The organism is Pseudomonas sp. SIMBA_068 (genome assembly GCF_046534705.1).
Taxonomy (GTDB): Bacteria; Pseudomonadota; Gammaproteobacteria; order Pseudomonadales; family Pseudomonadaceae; genus Aquipseudomonas; species Aquipseudomonas putida.
Genome location: NZ_JAWRYI010000008.1, coordinates 160,345 through 179,428 on the forward strand (window position 1 = coordinate 160,345; position 19,084 = coordinate 179,428).

Consider the following 19,084-nt stretch of genomic DNA (forward strand, 5'->3'; position numbering starts at 1 on the left):
CCAGCACACTCGGGCTGGCCTTTCTAAATAACGCGGGTTAATTACCCACGAATCTCCGCCACCACCGCAGCCAGCGCCTGCGCCGGGTCTGCGGCCTGGCTGATCGGCCGGCCGATCACCAGGTAATCCGAACCCGCATCCAGCGCCTGGCGCGGGGTGAGGATACGGCGCTGGTCGTCCTGCGCGCTGCCCGCCGGGCGAATGCCCGGGGTTACCAGCTGCAGCGACGGGTGCGCCGCCTTCAGCGCCGGGGCCTCCAGCGCCGAGCACACCAAACCGTCCATGCCCGCTTTCTGTGCCAGTGCCGCCAGGCGCAGCACCTGCTCTTGCGGGTCGACATCCAGGCCGATACCGGCCAGGTCTTCACGCTCCATGCTGGTCAGCACGGTCACGCCAATCAGCAATGGCTGCGGGCCGCTGCGCTTGTCCAGCACTTCACGGCAGGCGGCCATCATGCGCAGGCCACCGGAGCAATGCACGTTCACCATCCACACACCCATCTCGGCGGCAGCCTTTACCGCCATGGCCGTGGTGTTGGGGATGTCGTGGAACTTGAGGTCCAGGAACACTTCGAAGCCCTTGGCACAAAGGGTTTCGACGATGCCCGAAGCGCTGCTGGTGAACAGCTCCTTGCCAACCTTCACCCGGCACAGCGCGGGGTCTAGCTGGTCAGCCAGCTTCAGGGCGGCCTCACGGGTAGGGAAATCCAGGGCGACGATCAGGGGCGTCTGGCAGGCGGACATGGGCAGGGTCTCTTGGCAAGTCGAAAACGGCGCGCATTGTAAACGAAGTGGCGCAGGCTTTGGGGCCCGCGGGTCACGGAATTGGCCCGGCGGCAGCTGGCTCCTATAATTGAACCAACGGAACGGGTTACTGCTCAAATTTCGTACAAGCACTGCCCCACCACCCGTTTAAGGAGAACGACAATGCCCTGGTATGCCTGGCTGATCCTCATCATAGCCCTCGGCTCCATCGTCGGTGGGCTGATGATGCTGCGCGATACGGCAAAAAAACTGCCACTGACTGACGAGCAACTGCGCAAGGTGCATGAGCGCAATGCCGAAGCGGATGCCAAGGATGCGCAAGACCGCTAAAAGGTTTAAGCATTGAGTTTACAGCCATTTTTTCAGGCGGCTTTTTGACGAAAACCGAATAGTACTTTTAACCCATTGTTTTATGGGATTTTTACCTCATTAAGCTTTATCCCTTCCAAACAAAAACCGCCCCTGCCCCAATCACTCTTCAACAAGGAAGGTGGTCCAGGCAGGAGCGGCCTTGAGTCGCGACGGACTGCAAAGCAGCCCCGTCTTCTAAAAGGCAACCCCACCCGCAGGCTGCCTTGCTGCCCCTTACTCCACCATCACCTTGTCCCGGTTACGCTCCAGCAACGCGTTCCCGATCCCCTTGATCTCCAGCAGTTCATCCACCGAAGCAAACGGCCCATTGGCCTCGCGGTAAGCCACGATGGCCTCGGCCTTGGCCTTCCCTATCCCGTTCAGCTCCTTCTGCAAAGTCAGCGCATCGGCCTTGTTCAGGTCCAGCCGCAGCCCTTGCTGGGCCTGGGCTTGAGCCACTACCGGCACCGGCTCGGGCACCGCCGTGGCGCTGGCCGGGGCCGCGCTAAGGGAAAAAGACAGGCTGGCGAACAGCGGCAGCAGCAGGTACGACAGAACGTTGTTACGCATTGATGAACACTCCTTGGGTTGGTCATTTTCCAGCAGCCGTTTTCCTTCGGCTGCGCAACAAACCCTAGCGGTTCTGCGATTTTGCAAACAGCGACTCGGCCCATTTAATCGTTACCGAATCCAACAGTAAAAAAAGCAACTTGGGCCACACGAAAATGATGGCGTTACGCCATATTTCAAGTTAACTTCATGAAAAAAAAGCGATAGCAAATCGCCGCCAGGTAAATTCCCGTTTAACCTGGGTTTCATTCAGACCAAACGCTGTTGTTTTTCCTACGAGCCTTGCCGGACAAGGCCCCCACCCGTTCGTCGTATACCCGAGTGATATCGACTTCATTGGCATGATGTCTGAATAACATCAAACAATCGTTTTTGTTGATCGTTTAAATATAAATAGGATCCAATCCATCGATACTTGTCGGCATTTTCCTTCGATCAGGGGAAAAAAACGTGCCAGATGGGATGTCATAGTGATGACGAAATGATAAATTTGCGGACTTAGGACAACCGCTTCGCTTGAAGGATCCGAGCAGAATGAATTTTTTTTCACCTCCCCCCTTGGCCGTGCCCGATTTCCGTCGTGCTGCGCCACCAGGCCACCCCAGGCCGATCTGAGTAACACCCGAGATCCTTACCGTTAGCGCCAGTTCCAACCGCCTTCACTCTCATACAGAAGACCGTCGCCGTGTCCCTCAAGACCCTCATCGTATTTGGCACCCGCCCAGAAGCCATCAAAATGGCACCGCTGGCCCTCAACCTTGCCCAGGACGACCGTTTCGAGTCGCGCGTCTGCGTTACCGGCCAGCACCGGCAGATGCTTGACCAGGTACTGGAACTGTTCGAGATCACGCCCGACTACGACTTGAACATCATGAAGCCCGGCCAGGACCTGACCGATGTGACCACTGCCATCCTGCAGGGCCTGAAACCTGTGCTGGCCGAGTTCAAGCCCGACGTGGTGCTGGTGCACGGCGACACCGCAACAACCCTGGCCACCAGCCTGGCCGCCTACTACCAGCAGATTCCGATCGCCCACGTGGAAGCAGGCCTGCGCACCGGCAACCTGTATTCGCCTTGGCCAGAAGAAGGCAACCGCCGCCTGACCGGCGCCCTGGCCGCCCTGCACTTCGCGCCTACCAGCAACTCGCAGGACAACCTGCTGCGTGAAGGCACCGACCCCGCGACCATCTACACCACTGGCAACACGGTGATCGATGCGCTGCTGGAAGTAGTCCGCAAGCTGGAAAGCCCAGCACTGAAAAACCAGTTCGAAGCCCAGTTCAGCTTCCTGAACCCGGAGCGCCGCATGGTTCTGGTCACCGGCCACCGCCGCGAGAACTTTGGTGGAGGCTTCGAGCGTATCTGCCAGGGCCTGGTACAGACCGCGCGTCAATTCCCTGACGTGGATATCGTCTACCCGGTCCACCTGAACCCGAACGTACGCGAACCGGTTAACCGCTTGTTGGCCGACGTCAACAACATCCACCTGATCGAGCCGCTGGACTACCTGCCGTTCGTCTACCTGATGACCCGCTCGTACCTGATCCTCACCGACTCCGGCGGCATCCAGGAAGAAGCCCCTGCACTGGGCAAGCCGGTACTGGTCATGCGTGACACCACCGAGCGCCCTGAAGCCGTGGCAGCAGGTACCGTCAAGCTGGTGGGCACCGATGTGGCATCGATCACCGAAAACCTGGCGAAACTGCTCACCGACGAGTCGACCTACCGCGAGATGAGCTTCGCCCACAACCCCTACGGCGATGGAAAAGCGTGCGCGCGAATCCTCGACGCACTCTCCGCATTCTCTAACTCCAAGGACGCAGCATGAGCTTCAACAAGATTTCCGTCGTCGGCCTGGGCTATATCGGCCTGCCAACCGCTGCCGTTTTCGCCGCCCGCAAGAAGCACGTGATCGGTATCGATGTTAACCAGCACGCGGTCGACACCATCAACCGTGGCGAAATCCACATCGTCGAGCCTGAGCTGGACATGGTGGTACACGCCGCCGTAACCGAAGGCTACCTGCGCGCCTCCACCGTGCCGGAAGCAGCCGATGCCTTCCTGATCGCCGTGCCGACGCCGTTCATGGATGACCACCAGCCGGACCTGAGCTACATCGAGTCCGCCAGCAAGGCCATCGCGCCTGTGCTGAAAAAGGGTGACCTGGTCATCCTGGAGTCCACCTCCCCGGTCGGCGCTACCGAGCAGATGGCGTTCTGGCTGGCCCAGGCCCGCCCAGACCTGAGCTTCCCGCAGACCCACGGTGAAGACTCCGACGTGCGCATCGCCCACTGCCCTGAGCGCGTACTGCCGGGCCACGTGCTGCGCGAGCTGGTGGAAAACGACCGCATCATCGGTGGCATGACCAGGAAGTGCTCCGAAGCAGCCGTACGCCTGTATCGCACCTTCGTCGAAGGCGAGTGCATCATCACCAACGCCCGCACCGCCGAAATGTGCAAGCTGACCGAAAACAGCTTCCGTGACGTGAACATTGCCTTCGCCAACGAACTGTCGATCATCTGCGACAAGCTGGATATCGACGTGTGGGAGCTGATTCGCCTGGCCAACCACCACCCGCGCGTCAACATCCTGCAGCCTGGCCCAGGCGTGGGCGGCCACTGCATCGCCGTGGACCCATGGTTCATCGTCAGCCAGACCCCAGAGCAGGCGCGCCTGATCCGCACCGCCCGTGTGGTCAACGACAGCAAGCCTGAGTGGGTGATCGACAAGGTCAAGATGGCCCTGGCCAACTTCCTGATCAAGAACCCGGGCAAGTCGGCCCAGCAAGTGAAGATCGCCTGCTACGGCCTGGCCTTCAAGGCCGACATCGACGACCTGCGCGAAAGCCCGGCACTGAGCATTGCCGAGCGCCTGGGCAACGAACTGGAAGCCACCCTGCAACTGGTCGAGCCGAACATCGAAGCGCTGCCACAGCGCCTGGCGCATCACGAGCACGTGGACTTCATCTACGCCCTGGACAGCGCCGACATTCACGTGCTGCTGGTGAAGCACCGCGAATTCCGCGGCACCTTCAACGTACGCGATGCAGCGTTCGTGATCGACGCCGCTGGCGTAACCCAGGGCTGATGGACCAAACCGCATGAATAACCCCACGCTTGAGAAACCTACCGTGAACACAGAGCTGCCTTCACCTTTGGCCGATATTCATGATCGCGTGATGGAAGCCTATTACGGCAAGCTGGGGGATCAGTTCATGCGCGAAACGCAGTCCCGCATCCATTGGATCTGCGCCCAGGTCAAAGGGCGCCGGATCCTGGATGTGGGCTGCTCGCAGGGTATCGTGCCCCTGCTGCTGGCGCGTGAGGGTTGCCAGGTTACCGGTGTGGACACCAGCCCGCAGGCCATTGAAGAGGCCAAGGATTACCTGTCTGCCGAACCTGCCCACATCCAGCAGAACGTCACGTACATCAATTCAGACTTCCTCGCGCTGGATACGCTCGAGGTTGAGCCGGACACCGTTGTGATCAGCGAAGTGCTCGAACACCTGGTACGCCCGGAGCTGTTCGTCGAAAAGGCCTACGACCTGCTCAAGCAGGGTGGTCGGCTGGTGATCACCGTACCGTTCGGGGTCAATGACTTCATTGACCACAAGCACACGTTCTACCTGATGGAACCGTTCCGCCTGCTGGCGGAGCACTTGCAGATCATTGAAGTCAAGATGCTTGGCAAGTGGCTGGGCATTGTTGCTGTGAAGAGCGAGTCGCATAAGCCTGGGACCATCGACTCGCTGACTGTCGAGCGTGTGCGTGAACTGGAAAAGGCGTTTGAGTCGATTGAGCGCACGCTGCGCGAAAACCTCGGGTCGATCGGCACCCGGCTGGCAGACGCAAACAAGAAGTATCGCAGTGCTACTGAGCAAATTGCCCAATTGAGGCCAGAGGCACAGAAAGCCGATGCGCTCGCCAAGCAATTGCAAACGCGTGATGCTGACATTGCGACATTGCAGCAAGCCAACCGCGAGATCCTCGACGCCAAAGCGAAGCGAGTGCAAGAGCTTGAGGAAATCAAGGAGCGTCTGGACGACGCCAACAGAAAGTATCGCCTGGCCACTGAACAGCTCTCCCTGCTGAAGCCCGAAGCTCAGAAGGCCGAGGCTCTGGCTCGTCAGCTTCAGGATCGCGACGCGCATATCGTCGCTATCGAGCAAGCGAACCGGGAAGCCCTCGAAGCCAGCGCGCGTAGCATTCAAGAACTGAATGCGGAGCTGGACTTGCTCAGGTCCCAGCTGGGTGAGGCCAACGAAAAATGCCTCGCAACCGCAGAGCAATATGCCCAGCTGCAACAGCAGATTGCTGCGCTTGAAGAAGCTCAGGTGCAACGCGATCAAGAAATGGACGCACTGCAGCAATCCTTGATCTCTCTCGAAGAACAATTGCTGGCGACCGATCAGCAACGCGCGGCCACTGAAGAGTTGGCAGCCAATGAGACGGCGAAGATTGCTGCACTGCAGGCCGAACATGAAGCCCTGGAATACCAGCTTCTGCAGATGTCTGAGATTCAAGCCAAAAGCCAGGCTGACAACACTGCACTGAGCGAAACGGTAGCAGGGCTGCAAAAGCATCGTATCGAGCTGGAAAGCCAGCTTGAAGTGCTATCTGAGCAGCTTGCCCAAGCTCAGCAGATCAATGATGGTCATGTAGAAACCATCACGATGCTCCGTGCGCAGCAGGCTGCACTGCAAGCCAAACTGGAAAACCAGCGACAGGCTGCAGATGAACAGCAGTCGCAAGCTGAGCAGACCAATGCAGGCCTCGTAGACACCATCACTGCGCTGCGCGCCCAACAGGCCGCGCTGCAAGCTGCACTGGAAAACCAGCAGCTGGCTTCAGCCGATATCCAGGCCAAAGCGGATCAGGCAAATGCAGCGCATGAAGGCACCATTGCAGACTTGCTGGCACAACAAGCAGAACTGCAAGCAGCACTTGAGCGCCAGGCCGAGCTGCAGGCTCAAGCAGAACAGACGAACACCGGCCATGTAGAAGCAATCACCGCCTTGCGCGCCCACAAAGCAGCATTGGAAGCTGAATTGGAAGGCCAGGCACAAGCCATGATTGAGCTTCGTGAACAAGCCGGGCAAGCCGATGCCTCCCGCCTCGAAACCATTTCCTTACTGCAATCCCGTGTCAATGACCTGGATACGCAGCTAGGCGCCGCTGTCGAGTCGAGAGACGAGGCTCTCGAGGCCAACACGGATTACACCGAGACCATTGCAAGCTTGCGCGAACTCCAAACGGCGATGGAGACCGCGCTAGAGAGTCAGAAGCAGGCATTGAGCATGCTGCAAACCGAGAGCAGCCAGGATGTTGCCGAGAAAGACGAATGCATCGCCACGCTACGCAAGCGCCAAGCGGAACTGGAAGCCGAACTTGAAAGCGAGTTGGAGTATATGAACGAATTGCAGGCCCAAACCCAACGGGCCGACGCTGCACAGGCCGAAACCATTGCCCTGTTGAAAGCACGTCAAGCTGAACTGGAAGCAGATCTGGGTAATCAGCGCCAAGCGATGAAACAGGCTTACGCAGCCCATGCGGAAACAGTAACCGCACTGCAAAACCGCCAAGCTGAACTGGAAAGCCAGTTGCTGGAAATGAGCGAAACACAAGCACGCGCCGAACGCGAGCATGCCGCACAGGCCAACACCATCAACACACTGGTGGAACTGCGCAACGGCTTTGAGGTGCAAGTGCAGGCACTGACCCACGCTAACGCCAAGGCGCAAGAAGCTCAGGCTGAACAAACGGAAACGATCGCGTCGCTGAATCAGGCCAAGGACGCACTGGTCGAACAGTTGATGCTCGAAACTGCCAGCCGTCAGGCCGCAGAAGCAAGCCTTGCAGCCACCAATGAGCAGTGGCAAGGCCTGCGCATGCAGCTGGAGAACGAGCTCAACTCCTCGAAAGCAGGCCTGGGTGCGGCGAACTTGAAGTACCGTACGGTCAGCACTGAGCAGATCCCTCAGCTGAAAGCCAACCTCAATCAGCTGCTGGAGCGCAGCGCTGCGCAGCAGCGCAAGATCGACGAGCTCAATGCCAACCTGGAGCGAGCAAACACGCAGCGCCATCTGGCCGAGCAGCGCCTAGTTAAAACGCGCACCAGCATGACCTATCAGTTGGGCTATCAGATCAAGAACAGCGCCAACTCTCTGGGCGGACTGGTCAAACTACCCGTGCGTTTGCTGCGCCTGTACCGCAAAGCCAACCTACAGCGTCAGCAGAGTGAACAAAAGCGGATCAGCAATGAGCCGATGAAGGCACTACTGCCTCCTGCGCCAGTCGTGCAGGATGAGAACTACCTGAAACTGCCAGAAGCCCTGCCGACTAGCGAGCAGAGCCGTTCCTCGCTGCTGCGCCAAGCCGACCACCCTGTAAGCCGCCTGAAAGTGGCGTGCGTAATGGATGAGTTCACGTTCGGCTCGTATCGCTATGAATGTGATCTCATGCAGCTCACGCCTAGCAGCTGGAAAGCAGAACTGGAAGGTTTCCGCCCTGAACTGCTGTTCATCGAGTCCGCCTGGCGCGGCAAGGATGAACTGTGGGGTAGCAAGGTAGGCCACAACAGCCAGGAACTGCAGGACATCCTGAACTGGTGCCGTCAGAACAAGGTGCCGACCGTATTCTGGAACAAGGAAGACCCGGTTCATTTCGAGACCTTCCTTACCACTGCCAAGCAGTTCGACCACGTGTTCACCACCGACATCGACTGCATCCACCGGTACAAGGGTGCGCTCGGTCACGACCGTGTCTACCTGCTGCCGTTCGCCTGCCAGCCAGCGCTGCACAACCCGATCGAGCTGTACGAGCGCAAAGACGCCTTCTGCTTCGCCGGCGCTTACTACGCCCGTTACCCGGAGCGTACCCGCGACCTGGGCAACTTCGTCTGCGAGCTACCGAAGTTCCGCCCGCTGGAAATCTTCGACCGCAACTATGGCAAGAACGACGCCAACTACCAGTTCCCCGAGGAATACCAGCCGTACATCGTCGGCACCCTGCCCTTCGAGAAAATCGATACGGCTTACAAGGGCTACCGCTACGCGATCAACCTGAACTCGATCAAGCAATCGCAATCGATGTTCGCACGTCGCGTGTTCGAACTGCTGGGCTGTAACACCATTACCGTCAGCAACTTCTCGCGCGGTGTGCGCCTGCTGTTCGGCGACCTGGTGGTCACCACCGACAACGGCGAAGAAATGCTGCGCCGTCTGCAACTGCTGGCCGAAGACCCGCTCAACAGCGACAAGCTGAAGCTCGCCGCCCTGCGCAAGGTGATGCAAGAGCACACCTATACCCAGCGCCTGGAATATGTGCTGAGCAAGGTCACTGGCACCGTGAAGGCTCAACGCCTGCCAGAAATCGTGGTCGTTGCTGAAGCACAAGACCGTCAGCAGTTCGACATGCTGCGCGCTCACCTGAACCGCCAGACCTACAGCCAGGTACGCATGGTCATCATCACCGATGCTTACCAGAGCAGCATCGTGAGCGACGACCCGCGCATTCTGGTGCTTAAACCTGCACAGCTGAAGAAAACCAGCCTTGGCGAGCTGGTCGGCAATACGCCTTGGGTAGCCGGCTTTGTACCGGGCGACTACTACGGCCCTAACTACCTGTTGGACCTGGCCCTCGCTACTCGCTACAGCCAAGCACAGGTCGTGGGTAAAGCCGCACACTTCACCAGCGAAGGCCAAAATGCCCAGCTGCAGTCGAATGGACTGGCGTACCGCCCGGCTCAATCATTGAGCGCACGTCGCTCGCTGGTGGCTACTGAAAACGTTGCCGGCCAACCGCTGCGCACTTGGTTGAAGAGCCTGCCATCGCTGCAATACACCCATGAACAAGGCCTGGCGATAGATCCGTTCAACTACTGCGAAAACGGCGCCGCACAGCACGAGGCTATCAGCGCCAAGGTGGACGACCTGGAGCTGAACCTTGGCATGACCATCGACCAGCTTCAAGCGCGTGCCCAGGCCATTGCCCCCCTGGAAGACAGCCACGATTCACCAGAAATCACCGGCCGCGAACTGGCGGAGATGTTTGGTGCCAAGCACAGCAAGTTCCTGAACCTGGCGGTGGATGTAGATAACTGGCGCGTCAGCTCCACGTTGGCAGATGGCAAGCATGAGTACGTGTACGCCCTGAAAGAAGTAAGCCTGGATCAACTGAATCTCGAAGACCGACAGCTCAAGCTGTACCTCGACTGCACACCCGGCCTGAACTTGCAACTGGTGGTCTTGTTCCTGGATGCTGAAAAGCAGCGGATCAGCCACGTCATGCAGCATGCCAACCGCAACCAGACATCCGAGGTACCACCGGAAGCCGCCTTCGTGCGTTTCGGCCTGCGTGCCTACGCAGCCGGCAATACCGAGATCAAGGCGCTGGTGCTTGGCCATCGCGACTTGCAGCCTTCGGAAATGCTGGGGCGTTCGCAACACTTGGTCGTCACCAACCACTACCCGGCTTACGCGGACCTGTACCGCAACGGCTTTGTGCACAGCCGAGTGATGGCCTATCAGGAGCAGAACCTGAATGTCGACATCTTCCGCCTGCGCAAGAACGAGGCTGTCAGCTATCACGAGTTCCAAAACGTAGATGTAGTGACTGGGTGCCAGACCACCCTCACAAAAATGCTCGAAAGCGGCCAGTACAAGAGCGTGTTGGTGCACTTCCTGGACCCTGAAATGTGGGAGGTGCTCAAGCGCTTCACTCACATGGTCAAGGTAGTGGTTTGGGTACACGGTGCAGAGGTTCAGCCTTGGTGGCGTCGCGAGTATAACTACTCGGATGAAAGCCAGTTGGCTGTGGCAAAAGTCGAAAGCGAAAAACGTATGGCGTTCTGGCGCGAAACGTTGAGCAACATGCCAGCCAATCTTAAGCTGGTCTTCGTTTCCCGCTACTTTGCTGAAGAAGTAATGGAGGACGTGGGCTTCCGCATTCCTGAAGACCGCTACGAGATCATCCACAACCCAATTGATACAGAAACCTTCTCGTACAAGGAAAAACCGGAAGAACAGCGCATGAAGCTGCTGTCTATCCGACCTTATGCATCGGCCAAGTACGCTAACGACCTGAGTGTCAGAGCGATTGAGTTGCTGGCGGAGAAACCGTACTTCAAGGACCTTGAGTTCCGCATGATCGGTGATGGCGTTCTGTTCGAAGACACCCTCGCCCCTCTGCGCAAATTCAGCAACGTGACGATTGAACGCGGGTTCCTCAAGCATCAAGAGATTGCTGCGCTGCATAAACAGTACGGCCTGTTCCTGTGCCCAACACGCATGGACGCCCAAGGCGTATCCCGTGACGAGGCGATGGCTTCCGGCCTCATCTCGGTGACAAATGCTGTTACAGCGATCCCCGAGTTTGTCGATGATGAATGTGGGATTCTTGCGGCCGGCGATGACGCCCAGGGGATGGCTGACGGCATCGCACGGGTGATCGAATCACCGGAGCTGTTCCGCAAGATGTCCGCTGCTGCGCGTGCGCGTGTTGAAAAGCAAACCGCCAAGCAATCAATCATTACCCGTGAAATCGAGCTGATTCGATAAGCATGATCCTGGTGCCATGTTAATGGTTGGCACCCTTGGCCGCGCGGCAGCGTAACTGCCGCTGCGGTTATTTGATCATCCATTGGCGAGCTTATTGAGTGCTTTTCAGCCCCAACAGGGCTGAGCACTTTTCACCTTTTAGAATATTTGCGAAGACATGCTCAAGATAATCCGCGATCGCTTCTTCAAGGAAGACGAAATCGAGGCCACACCCGTACCTGTGGTTGATAAGCCGGCGTTGGACTTCCTCTCCGACCGGGAGATTCTCGACTACAGGTCGTACTGCAATCACGGCAGCGAAACCGACGAACCCTTGACCCTTCAGGGCTTCAGTGGCAACGCGCGGGCTGCAATGGAAAATGACAATCCAGTATTTACCTTTAACGGTAATGCTGGCGTCTACCAGGTTCGCTTCAAGCTGCCGCGTAGCTTCCACGGCAACGGCCTGCACCTGCGCTTCCGTCTTTCCGATTGGGAAACACTGAACTACATCGGGGTTGGTTACACCTTCGAAGGCACCTACCGCCATGTGAAGATCGTGAATGCCGCCAGGGGCCAATGGGTTGATTTCACCATCGGCCACAACGACCTCGCGTTCGGCATTCAGAATGACTGGGACGCGCCACCTGCTTGCGACCTGGAAGAGATCAAGCTCTATTTCAAAGGGCACCCCAGGGCAGAAGGCTCCACGCTGGAAATCGAGCGGCTGACCTGCTGGCATGAAAGCGAGGCTCCAACGGCGTGGCTGACGGAGGGCTTTGCAAAGGAGCCTCTTCCCGAAGCGCTTTGCGACTCTCTGTATGCCTACATGGAGAAGTGCTTCAAGGATGTGCCGGCTCAGGCTAATGACTATCTGCAGAAAGGCGTTTGCCCGCTCTACGGAAACATTGGTCTGGAATGGGACTGGCAACAGACTCTGCCAGATGAGTTAGATGCTGTTGGCACCTACCGCTTCTCATGGCATTCGCTGCACCCCGCGATCATTCTCATGCTGCATGCACGGCACGAGGCAAGCGTTGCGCCTCTCTTCCCCGCCCGGGAGTTCATCAGTAACTGGCTGGAGCGCAGCTACTTCAACGCCGATGAAGACCGCAAATTTGCCTGGTATGACCACGGTACTGCCGAGCGGCTGCTGGCATTCCTGCTGATCTGGGATATCGGTGTGCGACAGCAGTTCGAGCACCGTTTCATGGTTCGCCTGCGTTCGGCCATCTTCAAGCATGCCCAGTTGCTGGCATCGGAGATGTTCTACGCGTCCCACCAGGCTTCGCGCTACCACAACCATGCATGGTTCCAGGACATGGCGTTGCTGGCGACCAGCCTGGCCATGCCCGACTTCCCGTGCTCCGAGCGCTGGCAAACGCTGGCCCTGTCCCGCCTGACCGATCAGCTTGATACCCTGATTGTTCGTGACAACGGCTATGCAGTCTTTGTTGAAAACTCCATTGGGTATCACCAAGGTGTTCAGCGCCTGATTGCTTTCGCCGGCGAACTGGCACAGCAGAGCTCGCACGACACAACCATTCCAACGGTTGCTGACGAACTGCTCAAGTTCTCCGACTTTTTGCGCTACCCGGATAACCGCTCCCCAGCACAGGGCGACACCTTCCGTCGCGCCAACCCGAACCTGGAGACGGTACGCAACAGTAAGAATTACCCGACAACATCGGCGACTATTCTGCCGACAGCTGGCTACGCCATCATCAAAGGTAATCACGCACAAACTGCGTACATGCTGACCATGTTTGCAACGTCGTTGTGCAAGACGCACAAGCATCAGGACAACTTGTCCTTCACGTTGTTCATGGATGGCATTGAGTGGCTCATCGACCCAAGCTTCTACTCACACGAGTATGTCAAGCCGATTCAGAGCTTCTTGAGAGGCGCCTACTCGCATAACAACCCCGTTATCGGTGATGTGCCTTACAGCATTGAACCTGGTCATGCCCAGTTGTCCGGGGAAGTCATTGAGAATGGCTTTAACCTGAATGGCTCGCATGACGCGTTTGAAGGCACGCTCATCAAACGTAGCATCTCCGGTTACCTCGACCGTCTGCAGCTCGACATCAGCGATGAAATCCAGGCGACGCTGAAAGACAAGCCTATGTTCAGCTTGTTCCACTGCGGTGACGGCACCGAGGTTACCAAGACTCCGGAAGGCGTGGAGATTCGTCACCCGGCCTCCAGCTATCGAATTACCATCGCTTCGAACTGCCCCTGCGCGATCATCACTGGCTGGAACGATGATCAACTCGTGAAGGGCATCAGCGGCGTTGGATTCATGCAACAAATTGACACGTCGATGGTTGCATTTGAGATGAAGAACGCTACGAAAGCGCAATTCACCATTACTGCTCACCACAACTGAAAATTACGGATTAAACATGAAAAAGATTGCACTGTACTCGGTCCTGGCTCTCTTCCTGACTGCTTGTGATGCACCTAACGTTGCCAAGGTAGATCTGAAAGAAGGCAAACAAATTACTTTCAACAACATCAAAACCACCAAAAGCTATACAGCGACCAAGGACGATCAAGATCGTCAATTGCACTTTTTCGAAACATCGACCGACCTAAACACCACGTATCAAGACTTCAACAAGACATTCGAAACAAATGGCTACAAGGCAAATGTTAGAACTCAAAACGAGTCCTTGATTCAGGTATATTACAAAAAGCCAAACGCAGCACTAATTGTTGCAAACTTCAAACAAATTCAACCTAAGGAAGGCGCTGCAAGCCAAGCAGTAATTTCCTGGCAGTTGAACTAAGCACGAAAGCCCCGAAGATTAACTCAGGCCTAGCCTGAAGCAAGGCAAGTTATTATGAGCGATGTTAAATCTGCAAACTTCAACGCAGGCCGCTGGATGTACTCCGTAGCCAATAAAATAACTCGCATAATCCCGGGGCTAACTCTCACCATTATACTCTTGACGTTAGCAGCACAAATTAGCCTGCTAGCTGCATCATTTCTCCCCCTGAAAGCGATCATACTAATTGGATCGCCAAACATCCCTTCGTACTTCCCAGAATATCTCAAAGAGTTTGAGCGTAAAGATCTTTTTCTTTTACTATGCAGTACCGCAGCACTTTTTTACGTTCTTTACCTGCTGTCCGAAGCACTTATTAAAAAACTGACAAAACTCGGTAGCGAACGGCTAATCCTGAACAGCCGTAAACTGATTCTTTTTGACGGCCAGAATGAAGTCGCTAGCAAAGCATATCTAAGGTTTACGCGAAGCCTGGCTGCGATCGTCTTCCTCAGCCTGACTATCGCTGCTCTTGGGTACATCTATCTTGAGCTCACCATTGCCACAATAGCATTCTGGCTGTGCTGGGCAGTCATTACAAAGCTGAAAAAAGAAATTAAGCAAAGCCGCAACACGCAAGCCAACGAAATCAACTACGAATCACTCAACCCAATTGGCTCCATTGGTTTCTTCGCTGCATTTTCTTATCTCGCATACGATTTACTCTCTGACACTCCACCTAAATTACTCCCCGCAATTATTGGCATTCTTCTTACTCGCCAGATCATGCAGCGAGCAACGCTACTCATACAAGATTTGACCTCACTGAAAGAACAGCACCTTCAAATTTCTGCGTTGTTTTTTAAAGACCACAAGCTACCAAGTGAGTCCCGAGGAAAACCAGAAAAGTTCTGGAGTCTGTTCACAGATGACAGCGCAAATCGGTGGGTAAGTGACTTGCTCGAAGAAGCGTCGTCAACGCGGTATGTAAAGCATGATATCAAATGGCACCAGACAGGCATTCATGACGTTTTTGCTATTGAGGTAACGAGCGAATCAAGCTCAGGTCAGAAAGACACTTATCTTGTAAAGGTCTTTAATACCAATAGGACTACATTGGCAATCAACGAAGCAACTCTCCTGATGGAGCCAAACCTGGACGGCATACCCACAGCTCGCCTCATCCAGGCTACGCTTCTGGACGGCTTCCATTGCCATATTTTCTCAGTTCACTCGCTTAATAAAATTCCTCCAGTAGAAACTGGAATTCACCAAGCAGCCTCTGCAAAAATTTTGATGCGTCACGCTCCACCACAGAGCTTGATTCAAAAATACTCTCGCTCGCGTCCACTGCTTTGGGACCGCCTTAGTGATAAAGCTCTCAATGGGTTTGGAACTGCGCTGGGTGGTAATGAGCACGCGCACGTATTTATAAAATTCATGAAGCTAAAACACCAGATTCGTGAAACTCTTCGCTGCACGCCTCTTTTCATTAGTAACAGTCAGATTGGCAAAGACCAAATACTCATTTCTGACAATGGTAAATTGAGCATAAGCTACTGGGGTAATTGGAGCCTAGAGCCCATAGGTGCTTCCCTGCAAATCAAGAATCTTTCCGCTAGCCTACCTTCATTGATGGCAGATTTGCAGGAACATCGCCAAGATACCCACCAGATGAGTGAAGAGCATCTCATGCTAGCTGCACTTTGCTTCAATCTCGATCAACTTTTATCCAGGCAGCACTACCTTTCCGCAGCCGAGTTACTCCCTGAAATTACGGCACTAATAACTTCAATTGAGACCAAAAGTCTTGCGGTGATCAAATGAAGCGCATAGCAATGGTTGTGTGGAACGAATTCCTCAACGACGCACGTGTTCTTAAAGAAGCAGAAACACTTCAGCGTTCGGGTTATCAGGTGTGTGTTTTTGCCCTGCATACGCCAGGAGTAACCAAAGCGAACGAGCGTCTAGCCGTTGGAATAGAAGTTATTCGTGTAGCACGAAGCCCATTATGGAAGTGGCGTAAGTCAGCGACTCGAAACATGCCTAATAACGGCTCTAGTTTTACAAAACCCAAAATAGGCCTAAAGCATCAAATTCTTCGAGTGATCACTAGAGCTTGGACCCATCTATGCTTGATGATTCAGATGCTTCGCTATAAAGCTGACGTAGTACATGCACATGACGTAAATACATTGCCTACAGCCTGGCTAGCTGCGAAACTCGGCAAGTCACACTTGGTTTATGATGCACATGAAATAAGCACCAGTCGCGAGGGCTACAGCAGCTTTCGCCGCCTAGTAGCACTTGTTGAAAAATGGCTTATGCCAAAAGCTGACGGCACCATAACTACAACCGACGCCAGGGCTAAGTTTTTTGCGCGTGCGTACCAAGTCAAACGTCCTACTGTTTTACAAAATCGGCCGCGCTTTACGACCTCCGATGCAACAGACCGCATTCGGACAGAACTTGGTCTCACTGAATCTTGGCCGATCATTCTATACCAAGGGGGATTGCAGCAAGGGCGTGGCTTGGAAAAGCTAATTGATACTGCTTCGCTGGTTCCAAATGCCTACTTTGTCTTTATTGGCGGTGGACGCCTGACCCAAATTCTAACTCAACTCAGCCGTGATCGCGGCTTAGAGGAGCGTGTCTATTTCATCCCCACCGTCAGCCTTGCAGACTTGCCAAGTTATACAGCGTCAGCAGACATTGGCGTGCAACCTATCGAAAATACTTGCCTCAACCACTACACTACAGACTCAAATAAGCTCTTTGAGTATTTGACCGCAGGTTTACCAGTGGTCGCGACGAACTTTCCTGAAATTCGAAAAATTGTACAACACAATGAAGTAGGCATACTTGTCCCCCATAATGATCCGCTAGCGTTAGCTGCCGCTCTTAATGCGTTAGTTTCAGATGCTGCACTGAGATCCAAGTTTGCCAGTAACGCTCGGGCAACCGCTTACCGATTAAACTGGGAGGAACAGGAGTCACGCCTGGTTGAGTTGTATGATTGCGTTCTTAAAGCGCAGACCAAACAATGATTTCAAAAATTCTTTTACTAACCTTCTACTATCCTCCGGACTTATCGGCAGGTTCGTTTAGAGCTGGCGCCCTAGTCAAAGCCTTGCGTGAAGAACTCGGCCCCAATGTAGAAATTGAAATCATCACTACGCAACCTAACCGCTATCATTCGTTTACAGCAAACGCAGTTAGCGTAGAGCGTTCGGAAAACCTCACCATTCGCCGGATACAAATTCCGGCACACCGTAGTGGCATAAGAGATCAAACTTGGGCTTTTGCGTGTTTTGCTATCAACACGCTGAAACTTACTTATGGCAGACGTTATGACTTGGTCTTTTCAACATCTTCGCGCTTAATGACAGCCTCACTAGGAGCATTGGTTTCAAAGCGCAGCCATTGCGTTCTATATCTAGATATTCGAGATATTTTTGTTGATACTATTCGAGACTTATTACCTTCCCACTGGGGGCGATTAGCAGCCTCAATCTTTTCTCCACTAGAACGCTGGACTATAAACGCTGCCGCACGAGTAAATCTCATCTCTCCTGGTTTTTTGCCCTATTTCTCTACTCGTTATCCAGGGCGATCGTTTGCATTTTACACAAACGGTGTCGATGAGCTGTTCATAAAAGATTCTCCTGCTCAACTTGTACCGCCGCAGGAATCAAGCCAACGTCGATTAAAGGTCGTCTATGCCGGAAATATTGGAGCAGGTCAAGGCCTTCATCGGATAATACCTGAGCTAGCTCAACGCCTCGGAGACAGTGTTGAGTTTCACCTCATAGGCGCAGGTAGCGCGCTTTCAACGTTGATGCGCACACTGGAAGACGCTGGCGTTAGCAATGTAAGAATATCTACGCCTATGAAAAGGGACCAGCTGTTACGCGCATACCAAGAAGCTGACATTCTTTTCTTACACCTTAACGACCAAAAAGCTTTTCGGCGCGTACTCCCCTCAAAATTGTTTGAGTACGCCGCCACTAATAAACCTATATGGGGCGGCTTGTCAGGTTATGCGAATCGCTTTGCTAAAAAGCGCATAAAAAACGTCGCACTGTTTTCTCCTTGCGACGCGGATGAAGCTATCACTGCATTGAAAGAGCTAAAACTACAAAATACATCTCGACTGGATTTTGTAGAAGAATTTTCACGCACCACAATTAAAAAGCAAATGGCACAAGACATAATCAAAGCTTCAAAGAGAAAAAACACAGCAGCATTTAGAGTTTGAATCAACACATAAAATTTTTCGCCTTAAACCATCCGAACGATACACAAAACACAACACATAGAGCGAATTGAAGTGAACAAGTACGCAGCCATTCCGACAATTACTGCACTTGCCCAGCATAAAATTGGGATTTGGCGCAAGCCTGCTACTGCCACTCCAACAGCAGTGCCAAGCAAAGAAATTATTATTCCATTTAATTTTGCGATTGAGCCTCATTGCCGGCTGGCCGTTCATGACAACCTGTATTCCGCTGGAAGCTTTACTTATTGTATGTCTTCAATGCCAGTATCTGTCTCAATAGGGCGCTACTGCTCAATTGCAACGGGGGTTCGTGTATTAGGACCTCGCCATCCTCATGAAAGAATTTCGTCCTCACCGTTTACATATGACAGGAAATTTTTTGAGATTCACTCTGAGCTCGATGACGAAGAAACGTTTTCACCTACGCCCTATAAAGGCACCGGCAAATACGGAATAACCATCGGTAATGATGTCTGGATCGGTGAAGGCGTTACGATTGCAGGAAGCGTCAAGATTGGAGATGGCGCAGTGGTGGCAGGAAACTCCCACATCGTCAAAGATGTTGAACCTTACACCATAGTCGGCGGAAACCCGGCAAAGTTTATCAAGATGAGGTTTGAATCCGAATCCCTGCTCGATGATCTTAAAGAGATTCAGTGGTGGAAGTACAAGTTCTTAGACTTTGGCGGATTCGACCTGGAAAACCCAGAAATCTTTGTGTCCCAACTTAAACAAAAAGTATCAGAAGGTTCGATAATAGAATACAGCCCCAAAAAAATCAGGCTGCAGGACTTTGCATAGTAAATCATGGCAA

At 54.2% G+C, this 19,084-nt stretch carries 12 protein-coding genes; 10 read left to right on the forward strand and 2 right to left on the reverse strand.

Annotated features, from left to right (window positions below):
- Positions 1-41: 41 nt before the first annotated feature.
- Complete coding sequence (pyrF, locus tag SB756_RS19160; RefSeq protein ID WP_059395257.1) at positions 42-743, reverse strand: orotidine-5'-phosphate decarboxylase; 702 nt, start codon at positions 741-743, stop codon at positions 42-44.
- A gap of 183 nt (positions 744-926) precedes the next feature.
- On the opposite strand from pyrF, the gene SB756_RS19165 reads away from it, so the two are divergent.
- Positions 927-1,094, forward strand: a complete 168-nt coding sequence (locus SB756_RS19165) for a DUF2897 family protein (RefSeq protein WP_016500979.1) — start codon at positions 927-929, stop codon at positions 1,092-1,094.
- 255 nt (positions 1,095-1,349) lie between these two features.
- Here the strand turns inward: SB756_RS19165 and SB756_RS19170 are convergent, their stop codons facing one another.
- Positions 1,350-1,685 carry a ComEA family DNA-binding protein gene (locus SB756_RS19170; RefSeq protein ID WP_410911423.1) on the reverse strand — a complete coding sequence of 112 codons (336 nt, stop codon included), beginning with the start codon at positions 1,683-1,685 and terminating at the stop codon, positions 1,350-1,352.
- Positions 1,686-2,370: 685 nt separating this feature from the next.
- On the opposite strand from SB756_RS19170, the gene wecB reads away from it, so the two are divergent.
- From wecB to SB756_RS19215, 9 genes are all read left to right on the forward strand, one after another.
- Positions 2,371-3,513 (forward strand): non-hydrolyzing UDP-N-acetylglucosamine 2-epimerase, encoded by a 1,143-nt coding sequence (gene wecB, locus SB756_RS19175; protein ID WP_341797886.1) that lies wholly within the window; start codon positions 2,371-2,373, stop codon positions 3,511-3,513.
- Entirely contained in the window at positions 3,510-4,772 is a 1,263-nt protein-coding gene (wecC, locus tag SB756_RS19180; RefSeq protein ID WP_341797885.1) for a UDP-N-acetyl-D-mannosamine dehydrogenase, read from the forward strand. The genes wecB and wecC overlap by 4 nt, the downstream gene beginning before the upstream one ends.
- 13 nt (positions 4,773-4,785) lie before the next feature.
- Positions 4,786-11,241, forward strand: a complete 6,456-nt coding sequence (locus SB756_RS19185) for a glycosyltransferase (protein WP_410911425.1) — start codon at positions 4,786-4,788, stop codon at positions 11,239-11,241.
- A 157-nt stretch (positions 11,242-11,398) separates the two neighbouring features.
- Positions 11,399-13,609: a heparinase II/III family protein gene (locus tag SB756_RS19190; protein WP_410911426.1), complete on the forward strand. Its 2,211-nt coding sequence runs from the start codon at positions 11,399-11,401 to the stop codon at positions 13,607-13,609.
- Between the two features lie 16 nt (positions 13,610-13,625).
- The gene (locus tag SB756_RS19195; RefSeq protein ID WP_410911428.1) at positions 13,626-14,012 is read left to right on the forward strand and encodes a hypothetical protein; all 387 of its coding nucleotides are present in this window, start codon (positions 13,626-13,628) and stop codon (positions 14,010-14,012) included.
- Positions 14,013-14,066: 54 nt separating this feature from the next.
- The gene (locus SB756_RS19200) at positions 14,067-15,818 is read left to right on the forward strand and encodes a hypothetical protein (RefSeq protein ID WP_410911429.1); all 1,752 of its coding nucleotides are present in this window, start codon (positions 14,067-14,069) and stop codon (positions 15,816-15,818) included.
- The gene (locus tag SB756_RS19205) at positions 15,815-17,038 is read left to right on the forward strand and encodes a glycosyltransferase family 4 protein (RefSeq protein ID WP_410911430.1); all 1,224 of its coding nucleotides are present in this window, start codon (positions 15,815-15,817) and stop codon (positions 17,036-17,038) included. Before SB756_RS19200 ends, SB756_RS19205 begins: the two co-directional genes overlap by 4 nt.
- Positions 17,035-18,249 (forward strand): glycosyltransferase family 4 protein, encoded by a 1,215-nt coding sequence (locus SB756_RS19210; protein ID WP_410911432.1) that lies wholly within the window; start codon positions 17,035-17,037, stop codon positions 18,247-18,249. Before SB756_RS19205 ends, SB756_RS19210 begins: the two co-directional genes overlap by 4 nt.
- Before the next feature lie 72 nt (positions 18,250-18,321).
- On the forward strand, positions 18,322-19,071 hold the full coding sequence (locus tag SB756_RS19215; RefSeq protein ID WP_410911434.1) for a CatB-related O-acetyltransferase: 750 nt from the start codon (positions 18,322-18,324) through the stop codon (positions 19,069-19,071).
- Positions 19,072-19,084 lie beyond the last annotated feature (13 nt).

Excerpts from the sequence above, each read along its gene's own strand:
- pyrF (WP_059395257.1), bottom strand. The coding sequence starts at position 743 with ATGTCCGCCTGCCAGACGCCCCTGATCGTCGCCCTGGATTTCCCTACC.
- SB756_RS19165 (WP_016500979.1), top strand. The coding sequence starts at position 927 with ATGCCCTGGTATGCCTGGCTGATCCTCATCATAGCCCTCGGCTCCATC.
- SB756_RS19170 (WP_410911423.1), bottom strand. The coding sequence starts at position 1,685 with ATGCGTAACAACGTTCTGTCGTACCTGCTGCTGCCGCTGTTCGCCAGC.
- wecC (WP_341797885.1), top strand. The coding sequence starts at position 3,510 with ATGAGCTTCAACAAGATTTCCGTCGTCGGCCTGGGCTATATCGGCCTG.
- SB756_RS19185 (WP_410911425.1), top strand. The coding sequence starts at position 4,786 with ATGAATAACCCCACGCTTGAGAAACCTACCGTGAACACAGAGCTGCCT.
- SB756_RS19190 (WP_410911426.1), top strand. The coding sequence starts at position 11,399 with ATGCTCAAGATAATCCGCGATCGCTTCTTCAAGGAAGACGAAATCGAG.
- SB756_RS19195 (WP_410911428.1), top strand. The coding sequence starts at position 13,626 with ATGAAAAAGATTGCACTGTACTCGGTCCTGGCTCTCTTCCTGACTGCT.
- SB756_RS19200 (WP_410911429.1), top strand. The coding sequence starts at position 14,067 with ATGAGCGATGTTAAATCTGCAAACTTCAACGCAGGCCGCTGGATGTAC.
- SB756_RS19205 (WP_410911430.1), top strand. The coding sequence starts at position 15,815 with ATGAAGCGCATAGCAATGGTTGTGTGGAACGAATTCCTCAACGACGCA.
- SB756_RS19210 (WP_410911432.1), top strand. The coding sequence starts at position 17,035 with ATGATTTCAAAAATTCTTTTACTAACCTTCTACTATCCTCCGGACTTA.